The organism is Actinacidiphila acididurans, from assembly GCF_016918855.1.
GTDB classification, from domain to species: domain Bacteria; phylum Actinomycetota; class Actinomycetes; order Streptomycetales; family Streptomycetaceae; genus Actinacidiphila; species Actinacidiphila acididurans.
Window position 1 is genome coordinate 1 of sequence record NZ_JADKYB010000051.1, and the last position, 12,572, is coordinate 12,572.

12 protein-coding genes are annotated in these 12,572 nt (G+C 73.2%); 1 reads left to right on the top strand and 11 read right to left on the bottom strand.

Features of this window, described 5'->3' with window-relative positions:
• Positions 1 to 28 precede the first annotated feature (28 nt).
• The 11 genes from ITX44_RS40510 to ITX44_RS40555 all read right to left on the bottom strand — a co-directional run bounded on the left by ITX44_RS40510 (position 29) and on the right by ITX44_RS40555 (position 11,224).
• The gene (locus ITX44_RS40510; RefSeq protein WP_205365256.1) at positions 29 to 1,174 is read right to left on the bottom strand and encodes an aliphatic sulfonate ABC transporter substrate-binding protein; all 1,146 of its coding nucleotides are present in this window, start codon (positions 1,172 to 1,174) and stop codon (positions 29 to 31) included.
• 401 nt (positions 1,175 to 1,575) lie between these two features.
• Positions 1,576 to 2,922 carry a sulfate adenylyltransferase subunit 1 gene (locus tag ITX44_RS40515; protein ID WP_205365241.1) on the bottom strand — a complete coding sequence of 449 codons (1,347 nt, stop codon included), beginning with the start codon at positions 2,920 to 2,922 and terminating at the stop codon, positions 1,576 to 1,578.
• 2 nt (positions 2,923 to 2,924) lie between these two features.
• Positions 2,925 to 3,860 carry a sulfate adenylyltransferase subunit CysD gene (gene cysD / locus ITX44_RS40520; RefSeq protein WP_205365243.1) on the bottom strand — a complete coding sequence of 312 codons (936 nt, stop codon included), beginning with the start codon at positions 3,858 to 3,860 and terminating at the stop codon, positions 2,925 to 2,927.
• Positions 3,857 to 4,429, bottom strand: coding sequence for an adenylyl-sulfate kinase (gene cysC / locus ITX44_RS40525; RefSeq protein ID WP_372441117.1), 573 nt, complete (start codon positions 4,427 to 4,429; stop codon positions 3,857 to 3,859). Before cysC ends, cysD begins: the two co-directional genes overlap by 4 nt.
• Before the next feature lie 68 nt (positions 4,430 to 4,497).
• The gene (locus ITX44_RS40530; RefSeq protein WP_205365246.1) at positions 4,498 to 5,202 is read right to left on the bottom strand and encodes a phosphoadenylyl-sulfate reductase; all 705 of its coding nucleotides are present in this window, start codon (positions 5,200 to 5,202) and stop codon (positions 4,498 to 4,500) included.
• Positions 5,202 to 5,378, bottom strand: coding sequence for an IS1 family transposase (locus ITX44_RS40535; RefSeq protein ID WP_205365248.1), 177 nt, complete (start codon positions 5,376 to 5,378; stop codon positions 5,202 to 5,204). The genes ITX44_RS40530 and ITX44_RS40535 overlap by 1 nt, the downstream gene beginning before the upstream one ends.
• Complete coding sequence (locus ITX44_RS40540) at positions 5,375 to 7,117, bottom strand: nitrite/sulfite reductase (protein WP_205365250.1); 1,743 nt, start codon at positions 7,115 to 7,117, stop codon at positions 5,375 to 5,377. The genes ITX44_RS40535 and ITX44_RS40540 overlap by 4 nt, the downstream gene beginning before the upstream one ends.
• A 154-nt stretch (positions 7,118 to 7,271) precedes the next feature.
• On the bottom strand, positions 7,272 to 7,355 hold the full coding sequence (locus ITX44_RS43175) for a putative leader peptide (protein ID WP_372441118.1): 84 nt from the start codon (positions 7,353 to 7,355) through the stop codon (positions 7,272 to 7,274).
• Positions 7,356 to 7,424: 69 nt separating this feature from the next.
• Positions 7,425 to 7,955 carry a GNAT family N-acetyltransferase gene (locus tag ITX44_RS40545; protein WP_205365252.1) on the bottom strand — a complete coding sequence of 177 codons (531 nt, stop codon included), beginning with the start codon at positions 7,953 to 7,955 and terminating at the stop codon, positions 7,425 to 7,427.
• 61 nt (positions 7,956 to 8,016) lie between these two features.
• Positions 8,017 to 9,225 carry a GAF domain-containing protein gene (locus ITX44_RS40550; RefSeq protein WP_205365260.1) on the bottom strand — a complete coding sequence of 403 codons (1,209 nt, stop codon included), beginning with the start codon at positions 9,223 to 9,225 and terminating at the stop codon, positions 8,017 to 8,019.
• A 361-nt stretch (positions 9,226 to 9,586) separates the two neighbouring features.
• Positions 9,587 to 11,224 carry an acyl-CoA dehydrogenase family protein gene (locus tag ITX44_RS40555; RefSeq protein WP_205365254.1) on the bottom strand — a complete coding sequence of 546 codons (1,638 nt, stop codon included), beginning with the start codon at positions 11,222 to 11,224 and terminating at the stop codon, positions 9,587 to 9,589.
• 18 nt (positions 11,225 to 11,242) lie between these two features.
• Here ITX44_RS40555 and ITX44_RS40560 point away from each other — a divergent pair.
• Positions 11,243 to 12,572, top strand: a 1,330-nt coding sequence (locus ITX44_RS40560) for a YihY/virulence factor BrkB family protein (RefSeq protein ID WP_307795722.1), incomplete at its 3' end; no start/stop codon positions are given.

Sequence of the window (12,572 nt, forward strand, 5' to 3'; positions counted from 1 at the left end):
CCCCCCCCCCCCCCCCCCACCGCCGCGGTCACTGCGCGCCGAGCCCGGCTGCGCTCACGGCCGGCTTGCCCTGCTCCTTGAGGACCTTGTTGAGCAGCGTCAGGTCGTAGAGCCCGGACAGCTTGGGCGCCTTGAGCAGGCCCGCGGACACCGCGTGCTGCGCCTCGGCCTGCGCGGTGGCGGCCAGCGGGTCGTCCAGCACCTGGATGGACTGCCAGGCCGGGTCGATGACGTTCGCCGGCAGCGCCTTCTGGGTGAGCTGCTGCAGCTCGTCGTTGGCGTCCGCCTTGGCCTTGTCGGAGTTGGCCTGGATCCAGGCGTTGGTCTTCACCGAGCCGCGCAGCACCGCCTCGACCACGTCCGGGTGGGCGGACAGGAACTTCTGCGAGACGATCACATTGGTGATGACGAACTTCTTGTCCGGCCACAGGGTGCTCTCGTCCAGCAGCACCTTCGCGCCCTCGGACACCAGCTTGGAGGCGGTGGGCTCCGGCACCCACGCCCCGTCGATGGAGCCGTTCTTGTAGGCGTCCGGGGTGATCTTGTTGTCGGTGCGGATCACCTCGACGTCGCCCTTGCCGCTCTCCGCGTCGACCTTCCAGCCCTTGGAGGCGATCCAGTTGAGCAGCGCCACGTCCTGGGTGTTGCCGAGCTGCGGGGTGGCGATCTTCTTGCCCTTGACGTCGTCCAGGGTCTTGATCTTCTTCGGGTTGACCACCAGCTTGACGCCGCCCGACGCCGAGCCGGCGATGATCTTCAGGTCGGTGCCGCCCGACTTGGTGTAGCCGTTGATCGCGGGGGAGGGGCCGATCCAGCCGATGTCGATCGAACCGGCGTTGAGCGCCTCGATCTCGGCCGGGCCCGCGTTGAAGGTGTACGTCTTGATCTTGGTGGCGCCCAGCTCGTTCTGGAAGAAGCCCTCCTTGAGCCCGACCAGCGCGGTGGCGTGGGTCAGGTTCGGGAAGTAGCCGATCTTCACGGTGTCGGCCGACAGCTTGGCGGCGTTGCTCGCGGCGGGCGCGGCCGCGGTGGGCGAGTTGTCCGACGACTTGCTGCTGCTGTTGGAGCCGTAGCCGCAGGCAGCCAGGGCGCTGACCAGGATCGGCAGGGCGGCGGCCGCGGCGGCGAGTCTGCGGCGGCGCCCACCGGGGCGGAACGCGGATCTGGCCGGCAGCAGGGCGGTGGCGGAACCGCTGGACGCGGGACGGGACTGGGCGGGCACGTGGGTGTCCTCTCGTGAGGCCCGGCGTGTCGCGCCGCAGGGGTCACCAGGGCGCGGCCGGAATGGCGTCAGGTCTTCTTCGAAGGCGGGGGCACTTCCCGTGCCGAAGGCCACGGGGGAAGTCCGTGCGTACGGCCGGGCCGTACGCGGGCATGGCGACGGGCGCGGCGACGCCGCGTACCGCCGGAGGCGTCAGCCCGCACATCGTGCGACCCCGCCCGTACCCGAGCCGAGCGAGCCGCTGCCGACGCGCCCGCCCTCCTTCGCGAAGCCGGAGAAGGCCTCCCGGGCGAGCGCCGCGCACCCTTGCGCCGCCTCGCCCGTGTGGGCCCACCCCCGCGCCTGGTTCATCGTCAGAAGTCCCAACCCTCGTCGGCGGCCTCGTCCGCGGCGGGCTGCGCGGCGAAGGGCTCGCCGGCCATGCCGGCGGTGAGGGTGGTGCCGTCCGCCGGATCGATCAGCAGAAACGATCCGGTCAGCCGGGATTCCGCGTAGGCGTCGACCGGCAGCGGCTCCGCGGTGCGCAGCACCACCGCGCCGATGTCGTTGACGTCGAGCTGCGCCGGCTCGTTGTCGTGCGCCAGCGAGTGCGACAGGTCGATCCGGTACGGCAGCGCCTTCACGATCGCCTTCACCGTCCGGGTGCCGTGCTTGAGCAGCACCCGCTCGCCGACCTTCAGCGGCCGCTCGTGCAGGTGGCACACCGTGGCCCGGATGTCCTGGGTGACCTCCGGCGCGGTGGCGACGGGCGCGATCAGGTCGCCGCGCGAGACATCGATGTCGTCGGCGAGCAGCACCGTCACCGACTGCGGCGCCCACGCGGTGTCCACGCTGCGGCCGAGCGCGTCGAGGCCGGCGATGGTGGTGGTCGCGCCGGACGGCAGGACGGTCACCTGCTCGCCGACCCGCAGCATCCCCGAGGCGATCCGGCCCGCGTAGCCGCGGTAGTCCGGGTGCTCGGCGCTCTGCGGACGGATCACGTACTGCACCGGGAAACGCGCCGGGCAGTCCGTCAGGTCGTGGCTGACCGGCACCGTCTCCAGGTGCTCCAGCACGGTGGGGCCGCCGTACCAGTCCATGTGGGCGCTGGGCTCCACCACGTTGTCGCCGGCCAGCGCCGAGATCGGGATCGCGGTCACCTCGGGCACGCCGAGCGAGGCGGCATACGCGATGAACTCCCGCGCGATCGCGGCGAACACCGGCTCCGCGTAGTCCACCAGGTCCATCTTGTTGACGGCCAGCACCACGTGCGGCACCCGCAGCAGGGCGGCGACCGCGGCATGGCGGCGGGTCTGCTCCACCACCCCGTTGCGGGCGTCCACCAGCACCACGGCCAGCTCCGCGGTGGACGCGCCGGTCACCATGTTGCGGGTGTACTGCACGTGCCCGGGGGTGTCGGCGAGGATGAACCGGCGCCGCGCGGTGGCGAAGTACCGGTACGCCACGTCGATGGTGATGCCCTGCTCCCGCTCGGCCCGCAGGCCGTCGGTGAGCAGCGCCAGGTCCGGGGCGCTGTGCCCGCGCACCTGCGAGGCCCGCTCGACCGCCTCCAACTGGTCGGCCAGCACCGACTTGGAGTCGTGCAGCAGCCGCCCGACCAGGGTGGACTTGCCGTCGTCCACAGAGCCGGCGGTGGCGAAGCGCAGCAGGGTCGTCGCCGACAGGTGCTCGGGGGTCAGCGGATCGGTGGTGCTCGTCATGGCTAGAAGTACCCCTCGCGCTTGCGGTCCTCCATGGCGGCCTCCGACAGCTTGTCGTCCGCCCTGGTCGCACCCCGTTCGGTGAGCCGGGAGGCGGCGATCTCGGTGATCACCGCGTCCAGCGTGGTGGCGTCGGAGTCGACGGCCCCGGTGCAGGACATGTCGCCGACCGTGCGGTAGCGCACGGTCCGGGTCTCCACCGGCTCGTCGGCCTTAGGCCCGCCCCACTCGCCCGCGGTCAGCCACATCCCGCCGCGCCGGAACACCTCGCGCTCGTGCGCGAAGTAGATCTCCGGCAGCGCGATGCCTTCGCGGGCGATGTACTGCCAGACGTCCAGCTCGGTCCAGTTCGACAGCGGGAAGACCCGTACGTGCTCACCGGGCGCGTGCCGGCCGTTGTAGAGCTGCCAAAGCTCCGGCCGCTGGCGCCGCGGGTCCCACTGGGAGAACTCGTCGCGCAGCGAGAACACCCGCTCCTTGGCGCGGGCCTTCTCCTCGTCGCGCCGGCCGCCGCCGAACACCGCGTCGAAGCGCAGCTCGCGGATGGCATCGGTCAGCGGGAGCGTCTGCAGCGGGTTGCGGGTGCCGTCCGGCCGCTCGCGCAGCCGCCCGTCGTCGATGTAGTCCTGCACCTTGGCCACGTGCAGCCGCAAGGAGTGCTCGGCGACCGTGCGGTCCCGGAAGTCCAGCACCTCCGGGAAGTTGTGGCCGGTGTCCACGTGCAGCAGTGTGAAGGGGACCGGCGCCGGCGCGAACGCCTTCAGCGCCAGGTGCAGCATCACGATGGAGTCCTTGCCGCCGGAGAACAGCAGCACCGGCCGCTCGAACTCGCCGGCCACCTCACGGAAGATGTGCACCGATTCCGACTCCAGCGCGTCCAGGTGGGACAGCGCGTAGGGACTGTCGGTGGACTCGGCGGGTGCGATGGACGTGGTCATGTCGTCAGGCCCCTCTCGACGAGCAGCGCGTGTACGGCGGCCGCGGACTCCGCCACGGTGTGGCCTTCCGTCTCGATCCGCAGGTCCGGGTCCTGCGGCACCTCGTACGGGTCGTCCACGCCGGTCAGGCCGGTGAGTTCGCCCGCTGCCTGCTTGGCGTACAGGCCCTTGACGTCCCGGACCGCGCACACGTCCACCGGGGTGGCCACGTGGACCTCCAGGTAGCCGGTGCCGTTCGCCCGGTGGCGGGCGCGTACCGCCGCGCGGCTGTCGGCGTACGGCGCGATCACCGGGACGAGTGCCAGCACCCCGTGCGAGGCGAGCAGTTCGGCCACGAAGCCGATCCGCTGCACGTTGGTGTGCCGGTCGGCGCGGGTGAACCCGAGGCCCGCGGACAGGAACTCGCGGATCTCGTCGCCGTCGAGCACCTCCACCCGGCGGCCCCCGGCCCGCAGCCGCTCGGCCAGCGCGTGCGCGATGGTGGTCTTGCCGGCGCTGGGCAGGCCGGTGAGCCATACGGTGGCGCCCTCGGCGACGGTCCCGGCGGTCGTGATCTCGGCCGCCTCGATCGTGGTGGCCGTCGCGGTCCCGGGTCCGGACGCGGTGGGTGCGGCCGTCCGGACCGGCTGGAGGGCGCTCACTCGTGGATCCCGCACTCGGTCTTGCCGAGCCCGGCCCAGCGGCCGGCCCGCGCGTCGTCGCCGGGCCGCACCCGGCGGGTGCACGGCTCGCAGCCGATCGACGGGTAACCGTCGGTCAGCAGCGGGTTGGTGAGCACCCCGTGCTCGGCCACGTAGGCCTCCACGTCGTCCTGCGTCCACCGCGCGATCGGCGCGATCTTGACCTTCTGCCGCTTGACGTCCCAGCCGACGACCGGGGTGTTCGCCCGGGTCGGGGACTCGTCGCGGCGCAGCCCGGTCGCCCAGGCGTCGTAGCCGCGCAGCCCCTCCTCCAGCGGCGCGACCTTGCGCAGCGCGCAGCACAGGTCCGGGTCGCGGTCGTGCAGCTTCGGCCCGTACTCGGCGTCCTGCTCGGCGACGGTCTGCCGCGGGGTGATGGTCAGGACGTTGACGTCCATCACGGCGGCGACCGCGTCCCGGGTGCCGATGGTCTCCGGGAAGTGGTAGCCGGTGTCGAGGAAGACCACGTCCACGCCCGGCATGGCCCGCGAGGCCAGGTGGGCGACGACGGCGTCCTCCATGGAGGAGGTCACGCAGAACCGGCGGCCGAAGGTGTCCGCGGCCCAGCGCAGCACGTCCAGCGCGGACGCGTCCTCCAGGTCGCGGCCGGCCCGCTCGGCCAACCGCGGCAGATCCCGGGCGGTGTACGGTGCGGTGGTCATCAAGCGCCTCCATGCGGGGGTTCGGCTCGCAGGCCCTTGGCCAGCAGACCGAGGAACTTGAGCTGGAACGCGCGGTTGCAGGACCGGCACTCCCAGGCGCCGTGGCCCTCCTCGGAAGGGCGCAGGTCCTCGTCCCCGCAGTAGGGGCAGTAGAAGGGCGCGGCTCGCTCGCTCACGACAGCGCCTCCTGCGAGGCACGGGCCGCCCACTGGGCGAACCGTTCGCCCTCGGCCCGCTCGGCGGAGAACCGGGTGAGCAGCCGCTCCACGTAGTCGGGCAGGTCGGCCGCGGTCACCTTCAGGCCGCGCACCTTGCGGCCGAACCCGGAGTCCAGGCCGAGGCCGCCGCCGAGGTGCACCTGGTAGCCCTCCACCTGCCGGCCGTCCGGCCCGGTGACGAGCTGGCCCTTCAGGCCGATGTCGGCGACCTGGATCCGGGCGCAGGAGTTGGGGCAGCCGTTGATGTTGATGGTGACCGGCTCGTCGAAGTCCGGCAGGCGCCGCTCGAGTTCGTCGATGAGCGAGGAGCCGCGCGCCTTGGTCTCCACGATCGCCAGCTTGCAGAACTCGATGCCGGTGCAGGCCATGGTGCCGCGCCGGAAGGAGGAGGGCCGCACCTGGAGGTCCAGCGCCTCCAGCGCCGCGCTCAGCGACTCGACCCGGTCCTCCTCGACGTCCAGGACGATCAGCTTCTGGTCCACGGTGGTGCGCAGCCGGCCCGAGCCGTGGGCCGCGGCCAGGTCGGCGATCTTGGTCAGGGTGGCGCCGTCGATCCGGCCCACGCGCGGGGCGAACCCGACGTAGAAGCGGCCGTCCTTCTGCCGGTGCACCCCGAGGTGGTCGCGCCACCGGCCGGTCGGCTCCTGCGGCGCCGGGCCGTCCAGCAGCGGCCGCTTGAGGTACTCCTCCTCCAGCACCCGGCGGAACTTCTCCTCGCCCCAGTCGGCGACCAGGAACTTCAGCCGGGCCCGGGAGCGCAGCCGCCGGTAGCCGTAGTCCCGGAAGATGCCGGCCACCCCGGCCCACACCTCCGGCACCTCCGCCAGCGGCACCCAGGCGCCCAGCCGGGTGCCCAGCCGCGGGTTGGTGGACAGGCCGCCGCCGACCCACAGGTCGAAGCCGGGACCGTGCTCGGGGTGCTCCACGCCGACGAACGCGATGTCGTTGATCTCGTGGGCGACGTCCAGCAGCGGCGACCCGGAGACCGCGGTCTTGAACTTCCGCGGCAGGTTGGAGAACTCCTTCGAGCCGATGAAGCGGGAGTGGATCTCGTCGATCGCCGGGGTGCCGTCGATGATCTCGTCCTCGGCGATGCCGGCCACCGGCGAACCGATGATCACCCGCGGGGTGTCGCCGCAGGCCTCGGTGGTGGACAGGCCCACCGCCTCCAGCCGCCGCCAGATCTCCGGCACGTCCTCGATCCGGATCCAGTGGTACTGGATGTTCTGCCGGTCGGTGATGTCGGCGGTGCCCCGGGCGAACTCCTGCGAGATCTCGCCGATCACCCGCAGTTGCGCCACGGTCAGCCGGCCGCCGTCGATGCGCACCCGCATCATGAAGTACTTGTCGTCCAGCTCCTCCGGCTCCAGGATCGCGGTGCGGCCGCCGTCGATCCCGGGCCGGCGCTGGGTGTACAGCCCCCACCAGCGCATGCGGCCGCGCAGGTCGGCGCCGTCGATGGAGTCGAAGCCGCGATGGGCGTAAATCGTCTCAATGCGCGTCCGCACATTGAGACCGTCGTCGTCCTTCTTGGTCTGCTCGTTGGCGTTGAGCGGCGTGAAATGGCCCATCGCCCACTGGCCCTCGCCGCGGTGCCGTCCGCTCTTGCGACGGGCCGCCGGGGCCGCCGGGGCCGCCGGGGACGCAGCCGGGTCGCTCCCGGCAGGGGAGTTCGGGGAGTCGGGGCTGGAAGCCATGGCGATGCGTCCTTCGGGCAGGCTCGAATACGGGTCGGTACGGCGCGGAGCACCCTGGGCCTTGCGCGAACACGCGGCTGTGCCGGGCGGCGGGCGGCAGAGAACTCCTGCGCGTCCACGACGACGGGGACGGCGGAGGGGCTGCGAAGTGGTGTCAGCCCGCCGGACAGATGGCGCTGGAAACACGGCAGAAGTCGACGTGCGGCCGACCCACCAAGCTGATTCCAGAGCGCGACATGACGAAAGCGTGGCACGGCCGTCTCCGGCCAGTCCACCGTCTTCCATTATGTGGACGCCTGCATCCCGTTTATTGAGACGTTGTGGTGTGCGTCACGCGGAAGCCGCGGCGCCGGTAATTGGCCAGCGCGTACGGTCCGTCAAGCGAGCACGTGTGCACCCACACCCGTTCGGTCGGCACCCGATCGGGCCACCGAAGGGCCAGGTCCCAGGCCCGCGCGGTGCCCACGGACAGCAGGTGACCGCCTATCCGGCGGCCCCGGAAGTCCGGCAGCAGCCCGAAGTACGCGATCTCCACGCTGCCCGCGTCCTGCCCGTCCAGCTCGACGTAACCGGCCGGGGTGCCCCGCTCGTACGCCAGCCACACCTCGTGGCCCGGCCGTTCCAGCACCTCGCGCCACTGCTCGCGCGACCACGGCAGCCGGTCGGTCCACGCCACGTCCGCGCCCACGGCCGTATACAGAAAGCGGCCCAGCTCGGGGGAGGGCACCTGCGCCCGCTCGATCAGCACCCCCGCGTCGTGCGCCGGCGCGGCGGCCGGGACCAGCTCGTCCGGGCCGGTCTGCTCCAGGTACCAGGTGGTCACAGGGGTGCCGCTCATGGCGCCCACCCTAGGTCAGCCGCGATCGCGCCCGGCCGGGGACCCCTTCGCCCCCCGGGGATCAGCCGAAGCCGCGGGCGGCCAGCACCGCCGGCGCCACCGAGTGCGGCAGCAGCTCCCACGGGTGACGCGGACGCACGATCTGCACGTCCACCCCGTCGGCGAACCGGTACGGGCGGTGGGCCAGCACCCCGGCCAGATTGCGGCGCAGCCGGGACACCTCGGCACGCACCGTCACCGTACGGCTCGGGTCGCCGAACAGGTCGTCGGCGAGCTCCGCGGCGGTCCGCCCGGACCGGTGCACCGCCAGCACGAACAGCAACTCCGCGTGACGCGGGCTGAGCTGCTGCGCCCAGCTCCCCGCCGCGCCCGACACGGTCACCGCCCAGCTCCGCGGCCGGCTCACGTCCAGCAGCACCCGGCTGGCCGCCGGCGCCCGCTCCCGCCCGGCGATCCGTACCAGCCAGCCGCCCGGCAGCGGCTCCAGCCAGCACATCCCGAGCGAGGGCAGCCACGCCTGCCCGGCCCGCACCGACGCCGGCAGCGCCACCCGGCCCGGCGGCGGCGCCATCCCGGTCGCCGCCGCCGTCCAGCCGTTGCGGTCCACCGCCAGCGCCTGGCCGTCGAACCGGGACAGCAGCGGCGCCGCGATCGACCGCAGCCGCTCCACCGCCGCCCAGTGCCGGCTGCGCAGCTCGCCCTCGGCGACCCGGACCACCGCCGAGACCAGCGACAAGGTCGCCGGGTGCAGCGTGGCCGCCGGGCCGCTGACGTCCACCACGCCCAGCAGCCGCCCGTCGCGCGGGTCGTGCAGCGGTGCCGCCGCGCAGGTCCAGCCGTGATGGGTACGGACGAAGTGCTCGGCCGAGTGCACCTGCAACGGGGCGCGGGTGACCAGTGCGGTGCCGATCGCGTTGGTGCCGACCACGTCCTCGGCCCAGGACGCGCCCTCGGCGAAGCCCAGCCGGTCCGCGCTGCGGCGTACCGCCGTACTGCCGTCCCGCCACAGCACCCGGCCCTCGGCGTCGGTGACCACCATGATGTGCCAGGCCGCGTCGGCGATCCGTACCAGGCCCTCGCGCAGCACCGGCAGCAGCTCGCCCAGCGCGGACGCCTGCCGGCGGTACTCCAGCTCCTCGGCGCTGATCGGTGAGTTGGGCCGGCCCGAGTCCGGGTTCACGCCCAGGCTCAGCACCCGCGACCACGACTCGCCGATCACCGTCCGGGGCGGCCGCGGCGGCACCCGGCCGGCCAGCGCCGCCTCCCGCATCGAGGCGAGCTGATGGGTCGAGACGTGCAGATCCACCGCGTCCAGCCGCCCCAGCCCGGTCGAAGGATGTGACACGCCGCTCCCGCCCTGCCTCGCTCGCCCCTCGGACCCGGCTCCCCCGCCCCACCCGAACCGGATGCAACCGGCTGCAACTGTTGCGAGCCTACGCGCATTCGACGGACAGTGACGCCGCGTCACCGTGCCCGCACCAACGGCCCGTCGAGCGACCGCTCCGGTCCGCCGGGCCCCTCGCCGCCGCCGGTCCTGCGGCCGCGAGAGGGGTGCCCCGGCACGGCCGCACCGGGGATGGTGCCGAGTCGGCGCGGCGCCATCCCCTTTTTTGCCGCCCATCCCTACGGGGTCAGCGGGGGATCGGGCGGGCCCTTTCGACGATCGGGGCGAGGTCGAGGGTGTGGGGGAGGGTGCCGAAGACGGAGCCCCAGTCCGAGCCGAGGCGGGAGGCGCAGAAGGCGTCGGCGACGGCGGGCGGGGCGAAGCGGACCAGCAGGGAGCCCTGGAGGACGAGGGCCATGCGTTCGACGATGCGGCGGGCCCGGGACTCGATGCCGTCGAGGTCGGCGAGCTCGGCCAGCAGGTCCTTGATCGCGCCGTCCAGGCGGTGGTCGGCGCCACGGGCCAGGCCGATCTCGCTCAGGAAGGCGTTCAAAGCGTCGGGCTCGCGCTGGAGGACCCGCAGCACGTCGAGCGCCTGGACGTTGCCCGAGCCCTCCCACACGGAGTTGAGCGGCGACTCGCGGAAGATCCGCGGCATCCCGGACTCCTCGACGTAGCCGTTGCCGCCCAGGCACTCCAGGGCCTCCGCGGCCACCACCGGACACCGCTTGGTCACCCAGAACTTGATCACCGCGATCGCCAGCCGCCGCAGGTGCCGCTCCTGCTCGGTGTCCGCGTCGTACGCCGCCGCCAGCCGCAGCGCCGCCACCGTGGCCGCCTCGGACTCCAGCGCCAGGTCCGCCAGGACGTTGCGCATCAGCGGCTTGTCGATCAGCGGGCCGCCGAACGCGCCGCGATGGGTGGCGTGGTGCACCGCCTGCGCCACCGCCTGCCGCATCAGCGCCGCCGAACCCAGCGCGCAGTCCAGCCGGGTCGCCGCCACCATCTCGATGATGGTGGCCACCCCGCGGCCCTCCTCGCCGACCCGGCGCGCCCAGGCGCGGCTGAACTCCACCTCCGAGGAGGCGTTGGACCGGTTGCCCAGCTTGTCCTTCAGCCGCTGGATGGCGAACGGGTTGCGGGTGCCGTCCGGCAGCACCCGCGGCAGCAGGAAGCAGGTGAGCCCCCCGGGTGCCTGGGCGAGCACCAGGAAGCCGTCCGACATCGGCGCCGAGCAGAACCACTTGTGGCCGGTCAGCGCGTACGTGCCCGGTTCGGCCAGCGGCTCGGCGCGGGTGGTGTTGGCACGGACGTCCGAGCCGCCCTGCTTCTCGGTCATGCCCATCCCGAACAGCGCGCTCGGCTTGGCCCCCGCCGGCAGCAGCTGCGGGTCGTAGGAGTGCGCCCCCAGCCGCGGCTCCCACTCGGCGGCCAGCTCCGGGTCGGCGCGCAGCGCGGGCACCGCCGCGTGGGTCATCGACACCGGGCAGCCGTGCCCGGCCTCGGCCTGCGACCACACCAGGAAGCCCGCCGCCCGCCGCAGGTGCCCGTCCGGCCGTGACCAGGCGTCGGTCAGGCCCGCGCCGACCGCGTGGCCCAGCAGCCGGTGCCAGGAGGGATGGAAGTCCACCTCGTCGATCCGGTTGCCGTACCGGTCGTGGGTGCGCAGCACCGGGCCGTACGTGTTGGCCTCCTCGGCCCAGCGCTGGGCCTGCGCCGAGCCGGCCGAGACGCCCAGCTCGCTCAGCTCCTGCTCGATCTGCGCCCGCCGGGCCGGGGCGGCGTGCCGCGCCACGGCCTCGGTCAGGGCCGCGTCGGTGCGGAACACGTCGTAGCCGACCAGGGGCGGTACCTGGTTCGTCACCGTGTGAGTGGGGGTGGTCATGGCAGCTAACGTAAGGGGGTGCAAGCAGCAGAAGAAAGAAGCCACCGGCGACCCGGCCGCTGGCGTCGGGCCCGGGCGCTGTACCGCAACGTCTCCGCGCGCAAGGTGGCCTGGCTGCTGACCAAGGACACCGTCGACTCCTGCATGGAGTACCGGGTCACCGGGCTGGCCGCCGAGGCGGCCTTCTTCGTGCTGCTGTCGCTGCCGCCGCTGCTGCTCGGCCTGGTCGGCGCGCTCGGCTACGTGGACACGGTCATCGGCCTGGACACCATCGATCACATCCGGGAGAACATCCTCACCGCGTCCCGCACGGTGCTGTCCGACAAGGGCGTCAACCAGCTGGTCAAGCCGCTGGTCGACGACGTCTTCCACGGCCGCCGCCCGGACCTGATCTCGCTCGGCTTCCTGATCGCCCTGTGGTCGGGCAGCCGCGCGGTCAACGTGTTCGTCGACACGATCACCATCATGTACGGCCTGGAGGGCCGGCGCGGCATCATCCGCACCCGGATGATGTCGCTGGCGCTGTACGTCGTCGCGCTCGTGCTGGGCGCGGCGGTGCTGCCGCTGATAGTCGCCGGGCCCTCGGCCGCGGGCGACCTGCTGCCCGGCGGCAAGGCCATCCTGGCGGTGCTGTACTGGCCGTTCGTGGTGGTGGCCTCCGTGGCCTTCCTCACCACGCTCTACCACGTGTCGGTGCCGGTGCGCGCGCCCTGGTACGAGGACGTGCCCGGCGCGCTGATCGCCGTCCTCATGTGGGTGATCGGCAGCTTCGTGCTGCGCATCTACCTCACCCACGCGGTGGAGGGGCCGACGATCTACGGGTCGCTGGCCGCGCCGGTGGCGGTGCTGCTGTGGATCGGGGTGTCCGCCTTCGCGGTCCTGGTCGGGGCCGCGGTCAATGCCGCGGTGGACCGGGTGTGGCCGTCGCTGGCCACGGCCGCGGCCCGGGAGGAGAACGACCGCCTGAAGGAGGCGGTGGCCGCCGAGGTCGTGGCCCGCGCCGCCGCGCGCCGGGCCCGCCAGGCCGCGGCGATGGCCGACGACACCAGGGAGCTGCGCCTGGAGGACCTGGCCGGGCCGGCCGATCCGCCGCCCGCGGAGTACCCCGAACGGTGGGCGGACTTCATCCCGCACCGCGACGTGCGCGCCCGGCTGCGCCCCCGCCGCCCCTACACCCCGATCCTCTACCCCGCCCCGGACCGCGACGACTTCCTGCCCCCGGGCACGCCGTCCGCGGCGCCCCGCCCGCCGGTCGTCCCGGCCCACCCCGTACCGCCGTCGGCTCCCCCCGGCGTCCCGGTCCCGCCCCCGGGCCTGCGGGCCGAGCCCCCCGCCGACGCCTCCTACC